The organism is Pseudomonas bharatica CSV86, assembly GCF_000319305.2.
Lineage (GTDB): Bacteria > Pseudomonadota > Gammaproteobacteria > Pseudomonadales > Pseudomonadaceae > Aquipseudomonas > Aquipseudomonas bharatica.
In genome coordinates, this window is record NZ_AMWJ02000001.1 from 2,602,935 (window position 1) to 2,620,395 (window position 17,461).

Here is a 17,461-nt window from a genome sequence, read left to right on the forward strand (position 1 = left end):
AGACGTATCCCAGCGAGAGCAGGAAATTTCCCACCGTCCTCCGTTGGACGGCGATGAGGGACTACCCCCGGGTTGGCAGGAAGATGCTAAACCGCGCCCCGCCCAGTGCCGACTGCCCTACAGTCAACAGTCCGCCCTGGCTCTCGATCACCCGCCTGCTGATCGCCAGGCCCAGGCCAAAGCCGCCAGTGGCCCGGTCCCGGCTACGGTCCAGGCGATAGAACGGCTGGAAGATTCGCTCTCGCTCCTGCTCGGGAATGCCGATGCCGTCATCTTCAACGCTGATCAGGCAGTTACCCTGCCCGTCCAGGCCCAGATCCAGCAACAGGCGCCGGTGGCAGTAGCGCATGGCATTGCGGATCAGGTTTTGCACCGCCCGTGCGGTCATCCGCGGGTCGAGGGCGAAACGCTGGTCGCCGCCGCGTACTTCCCAGCAGATATCCCGGCTGTCCAACTCTTCGGCAAAGCTGCCGAGCACGCTGTCGACGAACTCAAGCAGCGACACTTCCACCCGCTCGACGCTCTGCCCGGGCGTTTGCAGGCGGCTATAGGACAGCAGTTCGAGCACCAGTTCATCGAGTTCGCGGACGTGCCCGACCAGTTGCATGAGGCGCTTGCGGCTGGCCGCCGGCAGTTCGTCGTATAGCAGCACCAGGCCGAAATCCAGGCGGGTCAGCGGCGTGCGCAGCTCGTGGGACACTGCGTTGAGCAGCTCGCGCTGCTGGGTGAGCAATTGCTCAAGATCATGGGCCATGGTGTCGAACACTGCGGCCAACGCGCCGATATTCGAGCGCGGCGAAATCAGCGTACGTTCGGAGAGCTGGCCCTGGCCAAGCAACTGCGCCGTGGCCTTGAGCCGCTGCAGGTCGCGCCAGTGCGGCCATAGCCAAAGCAGCAGGCAGCCAAGCAGCGCGGCGCCGATCAGCACGGTGATGCCCCAGGACAGCAGGTTGATGTCCAACGGGTCCGGCGGATTGCGCAGGGCCACCAGCCATTCGCCGCCAAGTGGGGCGATGGCGGTCTCGTAGTAGCCCCAGTCGCCCAGGCGCACTACGTTGTCGCCGGCATCGAGACGCTCGCGTTCCGCCTCGCTCAGGCCCATTTGTTCGCGTGTGCGCAGTTCGATCGCCAGCGGTGCGAAATCCGCCGCCAGCGCTTGCGCCACCCGGGGCCATTGGTTTTCCGGGACCTGGCGAAACTGCTTGACGATCAGGCTCTGCACGCCCCGGGCCTGGTCGAGGTTGTAGGCGACGTAACGCTCGTTGAACAGGTGCAGGATGGCGTCGGGGATCAGGAAAATGCCGCCGGCGTAGGCAACGATGGTCAACAGGTACAGGCGAATCAGGATCTTGAACATGGCCGGGCCTCAGACTTCCCATTCCACACGGCTGAACAGGTACCCCTTGCCCCACACCGTCTTGATCTTGCGCGCTTCGCCGGCGTTGTCATCGAACTTGCGCCGCAGCTTGGAGATCGCCACGTCCACCGAACGGTCGGTACCGTTGAACTCGATCCCTCGCAGGTGCTGGAGGATGTGGTCGCGGCTGAGTACCGTTCCGGCATTGCGGGCCAGCACCACCAGCAGGTTGAACTCGCCACTGGACAGCTCCACCGGCAGGCCGCGCCAGGTCACGGTGCGTTCGGCCAGGTCGATGCACAAGGCGCCGACCAGGATGCGATCGCTTTCCAGATGAGGCTCGGCAATGCTGCTGCGGCGCAGCAGGGTACGCACCCGGGCCAATAGCACCCGCGGTTCGCAGGGCTTGGTCACATAATCGTCGGCGCCCATCTCCAGGCCCAGGACCTGGTCGTGGCTGTCGTCGCGGGCGGTCAGCATGAGGATCGGCAAGGTCTGCGACTCGCCGCGCAACAGCCTGCACACCTGCAGGCCATCGAGGCCCGGGAGCATCAGGTCGAGAATCACCAGGTCGGGCTTGTCCCGGCGCACCTGCTCCAGCACCAGGTCACCGCGGGCGATGACGCTCACGGTGAACGCATTGCGTTGCAGGTAGCTGGCGATCAGTTCGGACAGGGCGCAGTCGTCTTCGACCAGTAGGATAGTGGGCATGGTTCGGCTTGTTCGGTGGGCGTGGAAAGTCGGCAGGATATAGAAGCGGCAAAGGTAAGAAGTTATTTCTTCACACTTTTTAACAGACGTTCTACAGAGCTTCACAGCCCGGGGCCGCGTGCCTGCGTACCATGCGACGGTCATTTATGGAAGATCCCTATGTTTCCTGGGTATCCGGAATTTCTGGTTGATAAAATGCCAAAGATGTAAAGAAGAAAATCTTTCTCAGCGGATTATCTGATTGATCCTCTTCAGCCTACTCTACTGCCAATTTTCTGTTTCCACCTTCGCCTGAGTCTTCATAGCGATGCTGACTAGGGAGGACAGCGAGAGCTGGGCAAGCGTCAAAGCGGTTCTGGTTCATGCGCAATCCGGACACCTGCACAACATTCCTCTTGTAAGAAACCGATCAAATTCTCTAGGTGCCCATACTCGGGTATACAGACAATCGTGCGGCTATGTTTCTCCTGCCGGATCAGCCCTACCTTGGCCATGCGCGCAAGGTGATGTGATAGCGTCGAAGCAGGAATACCCAGCCCCTTCTGGATATCTCCGACCGAAGCCCCATCATGGCCAGCTTTGACCAGAAAGCGGAACACGGACAGTCGGTGACTATTCCCTAGCTCAGCTAAGCTGGCTGCAACCTTTTCGTGATCCATAGCACGCCCCAATAATTCGATGTTTCTAGAATTATAGTTGACAGGTCGGATAAACGCAAGTAGGCTGCGTACATCATTTCGACAATACTAGAAATATAGGAGTAATATTGAATGTCATCTCAACTCCAAGACGCTCTAGGCATGTTCGCCTTTCTCGCTATCGAGCTATCGGTTTTATTCATTGGCATTAGCTTGCTGGTCGGAGTTCTTCAACGTCACATCCCACCATCCAAGGTGGAAGCGTTACTGACTTCCAGTGGGAAGCGAGGCTATTTTCTTGCTGCTGGTTTAGGAGCTATAACGCCCTTCTGTAGTTGCTCGACTATCCCCATGTTGAAAGGGTTGATTCGGGCACGGGCCGGTTTTGGGCCGATGATGGTGTTTCTTTTCTCATCTCCGTTGCTGAATCCTATCGTCGTCGGCCTGCTGGTTGCCACGTTTGGATGGACACTTACTGCTATCTATGTGCTCGCCGCTTTGGTGGTCGCGGTAGGTGCCGGATGGCTGCTTCACACGCTTGGCTTCGAGCGTTATGTGCGCCGGACGGCGACACAAGAGAGCAGTGGATGTAGTTCATCAGCAAGCCCGTGCAGTGCTACATCGACCGCATCGAGTTGCGGCACCAACAGCTGCGACACCACTCCGAAGACGGCTTCTTGCGGGGCTGATAGGAAGACAACAGTCTCTACGTCTAGCGAATGCTGTGACAGTCAACCCACTGTCACGGTTAAGAAAGAAGGGAAGTACAGTGGTGTGTGGCGGGAAGCTTGGTCGGACTTTATCGATGTGTTGCCTTACCTGCTCATCGGTATTGCGATTGGCAGCGTGATCTATGGTTTCATGCCCACTGACTTATTGGAGCAGTATGCAGGCCCAGATAATCCCTTTGCCATTCCAGTTGCCGCTGTCATCGGCGTGCCGTTGTATATTCGCGCTGAAGCCGTCATACCTCTGGCAGCGGCTCTGATGGCCAAAGGCGTGGGTGCCGGGACGGTGCTAGCGTTGATCATCGGCAGTGCCGGAGCCAGCCTGACTGAGCTCATTCTGTTGCGCTCTTTGTTCACGCTGAAGCTTTTAGCGGCGTTTTTAGCAGTCATTTTTGCTATGGCGATGATTGCCGGTTACGCCACCTACCTGTTTTTCTGATCAAGGCGGGAGATGATTAATTCGTTAAGCCTTCCTGGGTACCAGTTGGTGGATTCTGATGAGCAGAATGAAGACATACATTTTCGGCTTGAAGCACCTACACCAGTAGCCTGCGAGGGGTGCGGCGTGCAGGGTGAGTTCGTGCGGTTCGGCAAGCGTGACGTTCCCTATCGTGATCTGCCCATCCACGGCAAGCGGGTCACTCTCTGGGTGGTCCGCCGCCGATACACCTGCCGGGCCTGCAAGACAACATTCAGGCCCCAGCTACCGGAGATGGTGGACGGATTCCGTATGACACTGCGGCTGCATGAGTACGTGGAGAAGGAATCCTTCAACCACCCCTACACCTTTGTGGCGGCACAGACCGGCCTGGACGAGAAGACGGTGCGCGACATCTTCAACGCCCGCGCCGAGTTCCTGGGGCGCTGGCACCGCTTCGAGACGCCCCGCATCCTGGGCATTGACGAGCTATACCTGAACAAGCGCTACCGCTGCATTCTGACCAACATTGAGGAGCGAACCCTGCTCGACCTGCTGGCCACCCGCCGCCAGGACGTGGTGACCAACTACCTGATGAAGCTGAAAGACCGGCAGAAGGTCGAGATCGTCAGCATGGACATGTGGAACCCCTACCGGGCAGCGGTCAAGGCTGTGCTGCCCCAGGCCCGTATCGTGGTCGATAAGTTCCATGTGGTGCGCATGGCCAACGATGCCCTAGAGAGAGTGCGCAAGGGCCTCAGAAAGGAGCTGAAACCGTCCCAGAGCCGGACTCTCAAGGGAGACCGGAAAATCCTGCTGAAACGCGCTCACGAAGTCTCAGACCGGGAGCGCCTCATCATGGAGACCTGGACAGGCGCGTTCCCGCAACTGCTGGCCGCCTACGAGCACAAGGAGCGCTTCTACGGCATCTGGGACGCCACCACACGGCTCCAGGCAGAAGCCGCCCTGGACGAGTGGATAGCCACCATCCCGAAGGGCCAAAAGGAAGTCTGGAGCGATCTGGTCAGGGCAGTGGGAAACTGGCGCGAAGAGACCATGACCTACTTCGAGACGGACATGCCCGTCACCAACGCTTACACGGAGTCCATCAACCGACTGGCCAAGGACAAGAACCGTGAAGGGCGCGGTTACTCCTTCGAGGTGATGCGGGCACGAATGCTCTACACCACGAAGCACAAGAAGAAGGCACCGACTGCGAAGGTCTCTCCTTTCTACAAGAAAACCATCGGTTACGGACTGCCGGACTTCGCAGAGGAACTCAACTACGGAGTCGATCTATCAACCATCTGATAATGGTATCAGGTTGGTGGGGTAAAGGTGCCCCATCAACCATTAAATCCGTATACCCTGTTTCCTTCAAGCCCCGCCCGTCTGCGCCTTCTCCCCCTGGCTGGTGCCGTTCTCCTGCTTGCTGCCTGTGGCGCCGAAAAGGCCGCCGAGGATGCGCAGATGCCCGCCCCCAACGTTTCGGTGGAAACCGTGCAGGTCCAGGCGCTGGCCATCAGCAGCGAACTGTCCGGTCGTATCCAGGCGCCACGCATTGCCGAAGTGCGGGCACGGGTGGCCGGTGTGGTGCTCAAGCGTGAATACCGCGAGGGCAGCGATGTGAAGCAGGGCGATGTGCTGTTCCGTATCGACCCGGCCCCCTTCCAGGCCGACTACGACAGTGCCCGCGCGACCCTCGCCAGGGCCGAGGCCAATCGCTACCAGGCCAGGTTGCAGGACCAGCGCTACGCGGAGCTGATCGCAATCGACGCGATCAGCCGCCAGGACCGCGACAACGCCCGCGCTGCGGCGATGCAGGCGGAGGCCGACGTGGCCGCGGCCAGGGCGGCGGTGGAACGGGCCAGGCTGAACCTCGGTTATGCAACGGTCACCGCGCCGATTTCCGGGCGCATTGGGCGCGCGCTGGTAACCGAGGGCGCGCTAGTGGGCCAGAACGAAAGCACCGCGCTGGCGACCATCCAGCAACTCGACCCGATCCATGCCGACGTCACCCAGTCGACCCGCGAAATCAATGCCCTGCGCCGCTCGCTGCGGGCCGGCCAATTGCAGCAGGTCGGCCAGGAGGAGGCCAAGGTCACCCTGATCCAGGACGATGGCACGCCCTACCCGCTGCCCGGCAAGCTGCTGTTCTCGGATATCGCCGTGGACCCGGGGACCGGGCAGATCACGCTGCGCAGTGAATTCCCCAACCCCTATCTCGACCTGCTGCCGGGCAGCTTTGTCCGCGTGCGCGTCGAGCAGGCCGTGCAGCCCCAGGGCATCAGCGTGCCACAACAGGCGATCCTGCGCGACAGCGCCGGCCAGCCACGGGTGCTGGTGGTCGACGACGAACAGCGCATCGTCGAGCGTGCGGTGGTCCTGGGGGCTGCGCAGAACAATCGCTGGATTGTCAGTGACGGCCTGAGCCCGGGCGAACGGGTGGTCACCGAAGGCCTGCAGCACGTCAAGGCCGGTGACCAGGTGCAGGTCACCCTGCCGCTTCCGTCCACCAGCCCATCGTCCAGAATTCCGGCCAGTGAGGGCCTGATCCATGCCACGGTTTTTCATCGAACGCCCGGTATTCGCCTGGGTGGTCGCCCTGTTCATCCTTCTCGCCGGCGCCCTGGCCCTGCCCAAGCTGCCGGTGGCCCAGTACCCCAACGTCGCGCCGCCGCAGGTGGAGATCTATGCGGTGTATCCCGGCGCATCGGCACAAACCATGGACGACAGCGTGGTCAGCCTGATCGAGCAGGAGCTCAACGGCGCCGATCATCTGCTGTATTTCCAGTCCCAGAGCAGCCTGGGCAGCGCTACCATCACCGCCACTTTCGAGCCCGGGACCAACCCGGAACTGGCCCAGGTGGACGTACAGAACCGCCTGAAGATCGTCGAGTCGCGCCTGCCCCGGGCCGTGACCCAACAAGGCCTGCAGGTGGAAAAGGTGTCCACCGGTTTTCTCCTGCTGGTGACCCTCAGTTCAGAGGATGCGCGGCTCGACGAGACGGCCCTGAGCGACTTTCTCGCGCGCAACGTGATGAACGAGATCCGCCGCCTGCCCGGTGTGGGCAAGGCGCAGCTGTATGGCTCCGAGCGGGCCATGCGCATCTGGATCGACCCGCGCAAGCTGATCGCCTTCAATCTTACGCCCGAGGACGTCAACGCTGCGGTTGCCGCGCAGAACGCCCAGGTGGCGCCGGGCAGCATCGGCGACCTGCCCGGCCGGCCAGGCCAGGAAATCACCGCCAACGTGCTGGTCAAGGGGCAGTTGTCGAGCCCCGAGGAGTTCGCCGCCATCGTCCTGCGCGCCAATCCGGACGGCTCCAGCGTGACCGTCGGCGATGTCGCCCGGGTCGAGATCGGTGCCCAGGAATACCAGTTCGGCACCCGCCTCAACGGCAAGGCGGCCACTGCGTTCAGCGTGCAATTGGCGCCTGGGGCCAACGCCATGCAGACCGCGACCCTGGTGCGCGAGAAGATGGACGAGCTGTCGCGCTACTTCCCGCCAGGTGCGAAATACGACATACCCTACGACACCTCGCCCTTCGTCAAGGTCTCCATTACCCAGGTGATCCATACCCTGGGTGAAGCCATGGTCCTGGTGTTCCTGGTGATGCTGCTGTTCCTGCAGAACATCCGCTACACGCTGATCCCGACCCTGGTGGTGCCGGTGGCATTGATGGGCACCTTCGCGGCCATGCTGGTCCTGGGGTTCTCGATCAACGTGCTGACCCTGTTCGGCATGGTCCTGGCCATCGGCATCCTGGTGGACGATGCCATCGTGGTGGTGGAAAACGTCGAGCGGATCATGATGGAGGAAGGCCTGCCGCCGAAGGAGGCAACGCGCAAGGCGATGGGCCAGATCAGCGGTGCCATCATCGGCATTACCGTGGTGCTGGTGGCTGTGTTCCTGCCAATGGCCTTCATGAGCGGCTCGGTGGGCGTGATCTACCAGCAGTTCTCCATGTCCATGGCGGTGTCGATCCTGTTCTCGGCCTTCCTCGCCCTGAGCCTTACCCCGGCCCTCTGCGCCACCTTGTTAAAGCCAGTGGCCAAGGGCGAACAGCATGCGCGCCGCGGCCTGTATGGCTGGTTCAACCGGCGTTTCGAAGCCATGAGCGACGGATACCAGCGCTGGGTGGTGCAGGCCATCGCCCGTAGCGGCCGCTACCTGCTGGTCTACGCCCTGCTGTTCGCCGCGCTGGTGTTCAGCTTCGGGCAGTTGCCGTCATCGTTCCTGCCGACCGAGGACCAGGGCTACACCATCACCGACGTGCAGTTGCCGCCGGGCGCCAGCCGCGAGCGGACCGAGCAGGTGGCCGCGCAGATCGAGGAGCACAACGCTGCCGAACCCGGAGTGGGCGATACCACGGTGATTCTCGGTTTCAGCTTTTCCGGCAACGGGCAGAATGCGGCGCTGGTGTTCACCACGTTGAAAGACTGGTCGGAACGGGCAGCCGGTGACGCTGCAGCGGCCATCGCCGAGCGCGCCACCATGGCCTTCAGCCAGTTCAAGAATGCCATCGCCTACTCGGTGCTGCCGCCGCCGGTGGATGGCCTGGGCACCTCGACCGGTTTCGAATTTCGCCTGCAGGACCGCGGTGGCCTGGGCTATGCCCGGCTGATGGCGGCGCGCGACCAGTTGCTGGCCGCTGCGGAAAAAAGCCCGGTGTTGGTCAACGTGCGCGAGAGCGCCCTCGCGGAAAGCCCGCAGGTACAGCTGGAGATCGACCGCAAGCAGGCCAATGCGCTGGGTGTGTCCTTCGCCGATATCGGCACGGTGCTGAACACTGCGGTGGGTTCCAGCTACGTCAACGACTTCCCCAACCAGGGCCGCATGCAGCGCGTGGTGGTGCAAGCCGAGGGCGACAGCCGCAGCCAGGTCGAGGACCTGCTGCAGATCCATGTACGCAACAGCAACGGCAAGATGGTCCCGCTGGCAGCCTTCGCCAAGGCAAGCTGGGTATCCGGGCCGGTGCAACTGACCCGCTACAACGGCTATCCGGCGATTGCCGTGAGTGGCGAACCGGCACCGGGCTACAGTTCGGGCCAGGCCATGGCCGAGATCGAGGGACTGGTGGGTGGGCTGCCGCTGGGCTTCGGCCTGGAGTGGACCGGATTGTCCTTGCAGGAACGCTTGTCGGGTAGCCAGGCGCCATTGTTGATGGCCCTGTCGCTGCTGGTGGTGTTCCTCTGCCTGGCAGCCCTCTATGAAAGCTGGTCGATCCCGACCTCGGTGCTGCTGGTGGTACCGCTGGGAATCCTCGGCGCGGTGCTGGCCGTGACCCTGCGCGGCTTGCCCAACGACGTGTTTTTCAAGGTCGGCCTGATCACCCTGATCGGTCTGTCGGCGAAGAACGCCATCCTGATCATCGAATTCGCCAAGAGCCTGGTGGATGAAGGGCATGACCTGGTGGACGCGACGGTCCAGGCGGCACGCCTGCGCCTGCGACCGATCGTGATGACCTCGCTGGCGTTCATCCTCGGGGTGGTGCCGCTGGCCCTCGCGACCGGAGCCAGTTCGGCCAGCCAGCAGGCGATCGGCACCGGGGTGGTCGGCGGCATGCTCAGCGCGACCCTGGCGGTGGTGTTCGTGCCGGTGTTCTTCGTCGTGGTGATGCGGGTGACGGGGTATCAGAAGAAGAAAGCCGGGACTGAGGGGCCTGCGGGCGAAGTGAACTGTTGAAGATGTTGGCCAGCTCCCACAGGCGCCGCGTACCCTGTGGGAGCTGGCTTGCCAGCGATTAGGCCCTCAAGAACAACACAGTTGAAACCTGCCTGCCGCCCATGGGATGGTGCCACCCTCGTCCAGCCGGAAATCCCGCTCATGACCCTCGTCCCTCCCTGCTCCATCCTCATCCTCGCCGGCGGCCGCGGCCAGCGCATGGGCGGGCGGGACAAGGGGTTGCTGGAGTGGCGCGGCGAGCCGATGGTCGCCCATCTGCATCGCACCCTGCGCCCGCTGACCGACGACCTGATCATCTCCTGCAACCGCAATCTCGACCGCTACCGCCCCTACGCCGATACCCTGGTGCAGGATGCCGAAGGCGATTTCCCCGGCCCCTTCGCCGGTGTCCTGGCTGGCCTCGCGGTGGCACGGCATGACTGGTTGCTGGTGCTGGCCTGTGATGCACCGAAGGTCGATCGGCCCTTGCTGGAGTCGCTGCTGAAGCTGGCAACCGATGCGCATACGCCGGTAATGGTCCGCCAGGACGGCCATTGGCAACCCATGTTCAGCCTGCTCCCGCGCGCACTCGCACCCACACTTTCAACCGCCTGGGAAAGTGGCGAACGCAGTCTGTCGTGGGTGTTGCGCGGCGGGCCTTTGCTGGCCCTGGACTGTGCCGGGGACGATCCCCGACTGGCCAACTTCAATACGCCGGATTGCCTGGACGACGCCGCTTCAGCGCAATCGTGAGCGGATCTGTCGGCAGGTGTCGAGCATCTGCTGCATGTTGCCGGGCTCCAGGCCAAGCTTGCCGTTCATGCAATCGAGCAGTTGCGCGGCTTCTAGCTTGAGCGCCCTGCCCTTTTCGGTCAGCAGTACCTTGCGTCGACGGCGGTCGCCGGGGTCCAGGTAGACCGTGATGAAGCCGGCGTCGCTCAAGCGACGAATGATCGGCGTCAGGGTACCAAGGTCGAACAGGGTCACGGCACTCAGGGAACTGATGGACATGTCGTCCTCGCCCCACAGCCCGATCAGCACCAGCAATTGCGGGTAGGTCACGCCATGTCGGCGCAGCGGCTCGCCATAATCGCGAACCATGGCATTGGCCGTGGAGTACAGGGTGAAGCACAGCATTCTGTCGAAATCGAAGGTAGGTTCTTCCATAGGCGTCTCTCGTGCGGTGTTCATGCAGCCACCGCGGCTTGCTCGTAGCGTGCCCGGTTCCGCAGCAGAACCAGATCCACTGGCCTGCGACCCGTGCCGGGCATGGTTGTGGTGAGTGTTGCCCGCTTCCCGCGCGCCAGCCTCGGGCAGGCGCGGCACTCGCCCGGAAACAGGCGGTGCAGGGTCGTGGTCGGGAAGTGGGGGTACGGGCTGTTCATCCTTGATGTCCGGTGGCGATGCGACCCGGGATGCGGGGGTGCATACGATGCCGCGCGATGCTGTCCTTCGATGGCGCGGACAATGGCAGGCGGCCCGGGGCCTTGTCAGTGACTTCGCGGGCCAGATTAATGCGCAACGAGTCCATTACCGAAACACCCTTCATGGGTCGCCTCATTGGTTTGTGTAAAAAGTAAAGACGCAGTTGGTCGGAAATGTCTTGAAATGTGAACTGGATCCGATTTTTCCCAAGATTGCCCCATCCGAACGAATATAGCCAGTTGCCATTGCGGCGAATAAATGACGTCAAGAAACGGCGAAAGCCCGTCTGGGACGGGCTTTCGGGGTCATAGGGAATGACTCGGTGCGTTCAGCCCAGGCTATGCCAACTGCGCTTGTCCTTGGCTAGCAGATCGTCCGCTGCCGCCGGGCCATCTTCTCCGGCAGCGTAACTGTGCACCTCGCCAGCGTCTTTCCAGGCGTCGAGGAAGGGTTGCACCGCGCGCCAGCCGTTCTCGATATTGTCGGCACGCTGGAACAGGGTCTGGTCGCCGGTCAGGCAGTCGTAGATCAGGGTTTCGTAACCGGTGGCCGGCTGCATCCTGAAGAAGTCCTTGTAGGCGAAACCCAGGGCGATGGTTTCCATTTCCAGGGCAGGCCCAGGACGCTTGGCTTGCAGGTCGAACCACATGCCTTCGTTGGGCTGGATCTGGATTTTCAGGTAGTTGGGCTTGGGCCGTTCGGCATCGCTGTCGCGAAATTGCGCGTACGGTGCCGGCTTGAAACAGATGGCGATCTCGGTGTCGCGAACGCTCATGCGCTTGCCGGTACGCAAGTAGAACGGCACGCCTACCCAGCGCCAGTTGTCGATCATCACTTTCAGCGCCACGTAGGTTTCGGTCTGGCTGTCCGTCGCGACCCGCGGCTCCTGTCTATATCCCTTGAGCTTCCTGCGCCCTTGCTTGCCCTCGGTGTATTGACCGCGTACCGAGTTCTTCAAGGCCATGGCTTTGGACCAGGGACGAATTGCGCCAATGACCTTGGCCTTTTCGCTGCGCACCGCATCGGCGCCGAAGGCGGCCGGCGGCTCCATGGCCACCATCGCCAGCAACTGGAACAGGTGATTGGGCACCATGTCGCGCAAGGCTCCGGTGTGGTCGTAGAAGGCGCCGCGTTCTTCGACACCGACGGTTTCCGCCGCAGTGATCTGCACGTGATCGATGTAATGGTTGTTCCAGAATGCCTCGAACAGACCGTTGGAAAAACGGCTGACCAGGATGTTCTGCACCGTCTCCTTGCCCAGGTAGTGATCGATCCGGTAGATCTGCTTTTCGCTCATCACGCGCAGCAGGCTGGCGTTGAGCATCTCGGCGCTGGCGAGGTCGGAGCCGAACGGCTTTTCGATCACCACTCGGCGAAAACCCTCGGTTTCGCTGAGCAAGCCGGCGTCGCCGAGACGTTGAACCACATCGGTGAAAAACCGCGGCGCCGTGGCCAGGTAGAAGATCGCATTGCCGTTGCGCGACTTGCCGATCTGCTTGCCGATGGCCTGGTAGGTGGCCGCCTCGAGAAAATCTCCGGTCAGGTAGTCGATGCGCTTGGCCAGGCGCGCCCAGCGCTTCGGGTCGAAGCATTGCGCGCCTTCGCCGGAGCCCTTGTCGCGCTCGCGCATGAAGCCCTCCAGGCGCTGGACGAATTCGCTGGCGCTGGCCGGGTTGTGATCGACCCCGACGATGCGCAGGTTGTTGTCCAGCAGGCCGTCGCGACTCAGGTTGTACAAGGCCGGCATCAACAGGCGCTTGACCAGGTCGCCGCTGGCGCCGAACAGGAACAGGGTGCAGGGTGGCGCGGTTTCGACGTTGTACTGGTTCATTCAGGACGCTCGACATGGCCGCCGAAACCGAAGCGCATGGCCGACAACAGCTTGTCGCCATAGGTACCTTGCTGCTGGCGCGAGCGGAAACGGGCAAACAGTGCACTGCTCAGCACCGGCACCGGCACCGCCTGTTCGACGGCTGCATCGATGGTCCAGCGGCCCTCGCCACTGTCGGCCACGGCGCCGCTGTAATGCTCCAGGTGCGGGTCGGCCGCCAATGCGTCGGCGGTCAGGTCCAGCAGCCATGAGGTGACCACGCTGCCACGCCGCCAGACTTCGGCGATCTGCGCCAGGTCCAGCTCGTAGCGCTGGTCTGGCGGTAATTCCTCGCTGGCCTTGCTCCGCAGGATGTCGAAACCTTCGGCGTAGGCCTGCATCAAGCCGTACTCGATGCCATTGTGGATCATCTTGACGAAGTGCCCGGAACCGGCCGGGCCGGCATGGATATAGCCCTGCTCGGCGCGCCCCGGTTCGCCGCTGCGACCGCGGGTGCGAGGAATGCTGCCGATTCCCGGGGCCAGGCTGGCGAACAGCGGATCGAGGCGTTCGACCACTGCCTGCTCGCCGCCGATCATCATGCAATAGCCGCGCTCCAGGCCCCACACGCCACCCGAGGTGCCCACGTCGATGTAGTGCAGATGACGTTTTTTCAGCTCGCTGGCGCGGCGTATATCGTCCTTGTAGAAGCTGTTGCCACCATCGATCAGCACATCGCCGGCGTCCAGCAGGTCGGCCAGTTGCGCCAGGGTCTGCTCGGTCGGCTCGCCGGCGGGCAGCATTACCCAGATCGCCCTGGGCCTGGCCAGATGGCCGACCAGGGCTGGAAGATCATTCGCGCCCTGTGCGCCCTCGACCGCCAGCGCGTCGATCGCCGTCGGGTTGCGGTCGTTCACCACCACCTGGTGACCGTTGCGCATCAGCCGCCTTGCAATGTTGCCGCCCATGCGGCCCAGTCCCACGATTCCCAGTTGCATGTGCCGATGCTCCAGTCCGAGGCAGAAGTCCTCAAGGTTAGTCCAGCATGGGCGGCGATGGTTTCACGACGAACGGCGAGACAGCGGCCAATAAAAAAGTTCCCTTGGCGGAAAAAAGAATTCAGAATCCCGCCCCGTCAAGCGTCTACGCTTCAGTTGTGTGACAAGCCATTAGTGAGGTGCCCTATGCAAACCCTGATCTCGGCAGCCCCGCCCCAGACGCTCTACGTCTCGATCCGCCGTGACGAACTGCAGCGCCTGAAGCAGGAGCGCGACGCCCTCCAGGAACAGGTCGCGCAACTGAATCTTCTGTTACAACAGGCCAACACCCACAGCGCCGCGGCCACGCGCTAGGCGCAAATATTCCAAACATTTTTCCGATTTCCAGGGGCCCGGTGCGCCGCCAGACTGCGCGCCGGTGCTGACACACAGGGTGTCAGCCACATGCCGAGGCCCCTCGATGAAACGCGCCGTACTTGCCCTTCCCCTTCTCGCCTTGTTCGCCACCCAGGTTCACGCCGATGCTCCGATGTGCGCGAGTACCAGCGAGGCCGAGATCCTGGCCCTGTTCAACCAATGGAACGACAGCCTGCAAAGTGGCGACCCACGCCAGGTCGATGCGCTCTATGCGCCCGATGCCGTGCTGTTGCCCACCGTATCGGCGGTGCCGCGCCTCGATAGTGCGGCGCGCATCGATTACTTCGAGCACTTTCTCAATGACCAGCCCAAGGGCCGACTCGATACTCGGCATGTCCGGATCGCTTGCGACAGCGCCTTGCTCAGTGGCCTCTACACTTTCGACTTTGCCCGCACCGGTGCCCAGGTCGCTGCGCGCTATTCCTTCGCCTACACCTGGACCGGTGAGCGCTGGCTGATCAGCGCCCACCACTCCTCGGCCCTGCCAGCCAGTTGAAATCAGGCCAGCAGCACGCGGCCCCAGTACGCCGCACCTGCTGTCGCCAGCAACAACAGCATCCACGCTGACACGCGCGAAACCCACGCCCTGTAGCGTTGCGCCAGGGCGTGACGCATCAGGCCGATGTACAGGGCCAGTATCCCCAGGTCGACAAGCAGCCACAGCAAGGCCAGGAGGCCGATGCTGGTGCCGAAGGACCCGGTCACCGGAATGAACTGGGGAAACAGGGCAACGAAGAACAGGATGTCCTTGGGGTTGGAGATCCCGATCAGAAACCCCTGGCACCATCCATTGGCCTTCCGGGCAGGGCTTGACTCCCCCGCCCCGCAATCGCGCAGACCACTGAAGCCCAGCCAGCCGATGAACAGGCATCCCGCCAGGGCGCCCCACTGCAACAACTGCGGGCTCAACGCCAGGGCCCCCGCCAGTACGCCCGCCGCCGCCGCCACCAGCACCAGCGACGCCGCATTGGCGCCGAGCGCCGTACGAATTGCACTGGCGGTCCCGCTACGACTGGCCGCATCCACGACCAGCAGCACGACCGGCCCGGGTGTCGCGATCAACAGGACAATGGTGCCCAGATAAGCAATCAGCAAGGTGGTGTTCATCTCATATCCCGGATCCTTTGGTCGCGTGCATTCTGGTTAGTCGAAGGTCCCTTGAAAAACGCAAAATGCGCAGGCCTACTATGACTCCAGCTCATGATGGACTCTGTTCAGTGGCCGATCGCCTGCCTCCCCTCTACGCCCTGCGCGCCTTCGAAGTCGCGGCACGCTCCTGCTCCTTTACCCGTGCCGCCGACGAACTGGCCCTGACCCAGAGCGCGATCAGCCGGCATATCCGCAGCCTGGAAAGCCATCTCGGCTGTCGTCTGTTCGAACGCCAAGGGCCACGCTTGCGCCTGACCGATGTCGGGCAAAGCCTGGCAAGGCAGCTCAATGCCGGTTTCGGCCTGATCGAGCAAGCCTGCCAGCCGTTTCGCGACGGCGCCCGGCAACTGCGCCTCAAAGCTCCCTCGACACTGACCATGCACTGGTTGCTGGACTGCCTGGCGCTTTTTCGCCAGGAGCCGGAGCCGATCAGTGTGCAGCTCGCCAGTGTGTGGATGGATCAGGACAGCGTGGACTTTTCCGGCGAGCCCTACGATTGCGCGGTATTGCTGGGAGACGGTCATTTCGGCGAACGGGTGAAATGCCGCTTGCTGTTCGAGGAGTGGTTGATTCCCATCTGTTCACCCACTCTACTGGGGGGCGGGCGTGGGACGCCGCGCATCTTGGAGAGTCGCCGCTGGTGCATCCCTCGGCAGATCGACGTGACTGGCAACGCTGGCTGCAGGGAGCCGGCCTGGGTGCGCAGGTGCAGTTGGACCGCGGTATCTGCTTCGATACCCTGGACCAGGGCATGGGGGCGGCGATGGCCGGGCACGGCGTATCGATCGGGGACCTGGCGCTGGTTGGCCGGCATGTACGCGACGGGCGCCTGGCGCTGCCGTTCAAGCAGGCGGTGGCAACCGGGGACGGCTATTACCTGGTGTGGCCGCAAGGCAGCGCCTGGGAGCCCGCAGTGCAGAGGCTGGGGGACTTTCTGCTGGAACACCGCCCGGAGTCGGCATCGGTACAAGAACCCGGGTAACATGCCCTCATGCAAATCGATCTCTTCACCGCAGCGCCAGCAAGCGCACCGCAATGGCTCGGCCAGCAGGTCGCCCTGTTGCCGGGTTTCGCCCTTGACCGGGTCGAGCTCCTGCTGCCTGCCTTGCGCCAGATCGTCCTTGCCGCCCCATTTCGCAACATGATCACGCCGGGCGGCCGGACCATCGCCGTGCGCGTAACCAACTGCGGCGAACTGGGCTGGATCAGCGATCAGCGGGGCTACCGCTACAGCCCCGTAGACCCGCTCAGCGGCCAGCCGTGGCCAGCGTTGCCACCCGTATTCAGCGACCTGGCCCAGGCCGCTGCGCAGGCAGCCGGCTTTGCCGATTTCATCCCGGACGCCTGCCTGATCAACAGCTACCTGCCAGGCAATCGCCTGACCCTGCACCAGGACCGCAACGAACGTGACTTCAGCCAGCCAATCGTTTCGGTATCCCTCGGCCTGCCCGCTACCTTTCTCCTCGGCGGCCATGAACGGGCCGACCGCACCCAGAAAGTCGGCCTGCAACACGGCGATGTGCTGGTCTGGGGCGGTGAAGACCGCTTGCGCTTCCATGGAATCCTGCCGCTCAAGGACGGCTCTCACCCGGTGCTGGGGGCGCGCCGGATCAACTTCACCCTGCGCAAGGCCGGTTGATGACCATTCGCCCTGCCCGTCCCGACGATGCCGTGGTGCTTCCCGCCATAGAACGCTCGGCGGCACAGTCGTTCGCTGCGATCACCCACCTCGCCTGGCTGGCCAGGCATGAGGTCCTTGGCGTCGAGCAGCACCTGGCCTTTATCGCCAATGGCCTGCACTGGGTGGCGGTGGATGATGAGGATCGCCCCGAGGGCTTCCTGTGTGCGAGCGCGCAGGGGCACGCGCTTCATATCGAGGAACTGTCGGTTGCCCGAAGTAGCCAGGGACGAGGCTTGGGGCGTGAGCTGATCATGCACGTCCAGGACAAGGCCGCCGCCGCAGGCTTCAGGGCCTTGACCCTGACCACCTTTGCCGACGTGCCTTGGAATGCACCGTTCTATGCCCGGTTGGGCTTCGAGTGCATGGATGAGCATCAAGCGAGCGACTTTCTTCGCCGGCAGTTGCAGCATGAGCGCGCGCTCGGGCTGCCGGGGCGTTGCGCCATGGTCAAGCGCCTGTAG

At 62.8% G+C, this 17,461-nt stretch carries 14 protein-coding genes and 3 pseudogenes; 10 read left to right on the forward strand and 7 right to left on the reverse strand.

The window, feature by feature from the left end:
• Positions 1–61: 61 nt before the first annotated feature.
• From CSV86_RS11670 to CSV86_RS11680, 3 genes are all read right to left on the reverse strand, one after another.
• Positions 62–1,357 carry an ATP-binding protein gene (locus CSV86_RS11670; RefSeq protein WP_009402220.1) on the reverse strand — a complete coding sequence of 432 codons (1,296 nt, stop codon included), beginning with the start codon at positions 1,355–1,357 and terminating at the stop codon, positions 62–64.
• A 9-nt stretch (positions 1,358–1,366) separates the two neighbouring features.
• The gene (locus tag CSV86_RS11675; protein ID WP_009402221.1) at positions 1,367–2,068 is read right to left on the reverse strand and encodes a response regulator; all 702 of its coding nucleotides are present in this window, start codon (positions 2,066–2,068) and stop codon (positions 1,367–1,369) included.
• A 344-nt stretch (positions 2,069–2,412) separates the two neighbouring features.
• The gene (locus CSV86_RS11680; protein WP_000349485.1) at positions 2,413–2,727 is read right to left on the reverse strand and encodes an ArsR/SmtB family transcription factor; all 315 of its coding nucleotides are present in this window, start codon (positions 2,725–2,727) and stop codon (positions 2,413–2,415) included.
• Between the two features lie 141 nt (positions 2,728–2,868).
• Between CSV86_RS11680 and CSV86_RS11685 the strand changes: the two genes are divergently transcribed.
• The 5 genes and pseudogenes from CSV86_RS11685 to mobA all read left to right on the forward strand — a co-directional run bounded on the left by CSV86_RS11685 (position 2,869) and on the right by mobA (position 10,273).
• Entirely contained in the window at positions 2,869–3,873 is a 1,005-nt protein-coding gene (locus CSV86_RS11685; protein ID WP_040363373.1) for a permease, read from the forward strand.
• A 12-nt stretch (positions 3,874–3,885) separates the two neighbouring features.
• Positions 3,886–5,163 (forward strand): ISL3 family transposase, encoded by a 1,278-nt coding sequence (locus tag CSV86_RS11690; RefSeq protein WP_000610830.1) that lies wholly within the window; start codon positions 3,886–3,888, stop codon positions 5,161–5,163.
• A gap of 27 nt (positions 5,164–5,190) precedes the next feature.
• Positions 5,191–6,398, forward strand: a pseudogene (locus CSV86_RS11695) (efflux RND transporter periplasmic adaptor subunit).
• Between the two features lie 11 nt (positions 6,399–6,409).
• Positions 6,410–9,541: a multidrug efflux RND transporter permease subunit gene (locus tag CSV86_RS11700; protein WP_009408126.1), complete on the forward strand. Its 3,132-nt coding sequence runs from the start codon at positions 6,410–6,412 to the stop codon at positions 9,539–9,541.
• A gap of 141 nt (positions 9,542–9,682) precedes the next feature.
• Complete coding sequence (mobA, locus tag CSV86_RS11705; protein WP_009408124.1) at positions 9,683–10,273, forward strand: molybdenum cofactor guanylyltransferase MobA; 591 nt, start codon at positions 9,683–9,685, stop codon at positions 10,271–10,273.
• Here the strand turns inward: mobA and CSV86_RS11710 are convergent.
• From CSV86_RS11710 to gnd, 3 genes and pseudogenes are all read right to left on the reverse strand, one after another.
• A complete protein-coding gene (locus CSV86_RS11710; protein ID WP_009408122.1) occupies positions 10,259–10,687 on the reverse strand; it encodes a MarR family winged helix-turn-helix transcriptional regulator in 429 nt (142 codons plus the stop codon). The two genes, mobA and CSV86_RS11710, sit on opposite strands and share 15 nt — an antisense overlap.
• Before the next feature lie 586 nt (positions 10,688–11,273).
• On the reverse strand, positions 11,274–12,776 hold the full coding sequence (gene zwf, locus CSV86_RS11715; RefSeq protein WP_009408120.1) for a glucose-6-phosphate dehydrogenase: 1,503 nt from the start codon (positions 12,774–12,776) through the stop codon (positions 11,274–11,276).
• Positions 12,773–13,786: pseudogene (gnd, locus tag CSV86_RS11720) on the reverse strand (phosphogluconate dehydrogenase (NAD(+)-dependent, decarboxylating)); the annotation flags it as partial. The pseudogene gnd and the gene zwf, both read right to left, overlap by 4 nt.
• A 153-nt stretch (positions 13,787–13,939) precedes the next feature.
• On the opposite strand from gnd, the gene CSV86_RS11725 reads away from it, so the two are divergent.
• Complete coding sequence (locus CSV86_RS11725) at positions 13,940–14,107, forward strand: DUF6026 family protein (RefSeq protein WP_009408116.1); 168 nt, start codon at positions 13,940–13,942, stop codon at positions 14,105–14,107.
• Positions 14,108–14,213: 106 nt separating this feature from the next.
• Entirely contained in the window at positions 14,214–14,666 is a 453-nt protein-coding gene (locus CSV86_RS11730; protein ID WP_009408114.1) for an SgcJ/EcaC family oxidoreductase, read from the forward strand.
• Positions 14,667–14,668: 2 nt separating this feature from the next.
• On the opposite strand, the gene CSV86_RS11735 is transcribed toward CSV86_RS11730, so the two are convergent.
• Positions 14,669–15,277, reverse strand: a complete 609-nt coding sequence (locus tag CSV86_RS11735; RefSeq protein WP_009408112.1) for a LysE family translocator — start codon at positions 15,275–15,277, stop codon at positions 14,669–14,671.
• Between the two features lie 110 nt (positions 15,278–15,387).
• Here CSV86_RS11735 and CSV86_RS11740 point away from each other — a divergent pair.
• From CSV86_RS11740 to CSV86_RS11750, 3 genes and pseudogenes are all read left to right on the forward strand, one after another.
• A pseudogene (locus tag CSV86_RS11740) lies at positions 15,388–16,301 on the forward strand (LysR substrate-binding domain-containing protein).
• Between the two features lie 9 nt (positions 16,302–16,310).
• Positions 16,311–16,958 (forward strand): DNA oxidative demethylase AlkB, encoded by a 648-nt coding sequence (alkB, locus tag CSV86_RS11745; protein ID WP_009408108.1) that lies wholly within the window; start codon positions 16,311–16,313, stop codon positions 16,956–16,958.
• Positions 16,958–17,461, forward strand: coding sequence for a GNAT family N-acetyltransferase (locus CSV86_RS11750; RefSeq protein WP_009408106.1), 504 nt, complete (start codon positions 16,958–16,960; stop codon positions 17,459–17,461). Before alkB ends, CSV86_RS11750 begins: the two co-directional genes overlap by 1 nt.

Bases quoted from the DNA above. Each gene is read 5' to 3' on its own strand.
- alkB (WP_009408108.1), top strand. From the start codon at position 16,311: ATGCAAATCGATCTCTTCACCGCAGCGCCAGCAAGCGCACCGCAATGG.
- CSV86_RS11675 (WP_009402221.1), bottom strand. From the start codon at position 2,068: ATGCCCACTATCCTACTGGTCGAAGACGACTGCGCCCTGTCCGAACTG.
- CSV86_RS11750 (WP_009408106.1), top strand. From the start codon at position 16,958: ATGACCATTCGCCCTGCCCGTCCCGACGATGCCGTGGTGCTTCCCGCC.
- CSV86_RS11670 (WP_009402220.1), bottom strand. From the start codon at position 1,357: ATGTTCAAGATCCTGATTCGCCTGTACCTGTTGACCATCGTTGCCTAC.
- CSV86_RS11710 (WP_009408122.1), bottom strand. From the start codon at position 10,687: ATGGAAGAACCTACCTTCGATTTCGACAGAATGCTGTGCTTCACCCTG.
- CSV86_RS11700 (WP_009408126.1), top strand. From the start codon at position 6,410: ATGCCACGGTTTTTCATCGAACGCCCGGTATTCGCCTGGGTGGTCGCC.
- zwf (WP_009408120.1), bottom strand. From the start codon at position 12,776: ATGAACCAGTACAACGTCGAAACCGCGCCACCCTGCACCCTGTTCCTG.
- CSV86_RS11680 (WP_000349485.1), bottom strand. From the start codon at position 2,727: ATGGATCACGAAAAGGTTGCAGCCAGCTTAGCTGAGCTAGGGAATAGT.
- CSV86_RS11725 (WP_009408116.1), top strand. From the start codon at position 13,940: ATGCAAACCCTGATCTCGGCAGCCCCGCCCCAGACGCTCTACGTCTCG.
- CSV86_RS11685 (WP_040363373.1), top strand. From the start codon at position 2,869: ATGTTCGCCTTTCTCGCTATCGAGCTATCGGTTTTATTCATTGGCATT.
- mobA (WP_009408124.1), top strand. From the start codon at position 9,683: ATGACCCTCGTCCCTCCCTGCTCCATCCTCATCCTCGCCGGCGGCCGC.
- CSV86_RS11730 (WP_009408114.1), top strand. From the start codon at position 14,214: ATGAAACGCGCCGTACTTGCCCTTCCCCTTCTCGCCTTGTTCGCCACC.
- CSV86_RS11690 (WP_000610830.1), top strand. From the start codon at position 3,886: ATGATTAATTCGTTAAGCCTTCCTGGGTACCAGTTGGTGGATTCTGAT.
- CSV86_RS11735 (WP_009408112.1), bottom strand. From the start codon at position 15,277: ATGAACACCACCTTGCTGATTGCTTATCTGGGCACCATTGTCCTGTTG.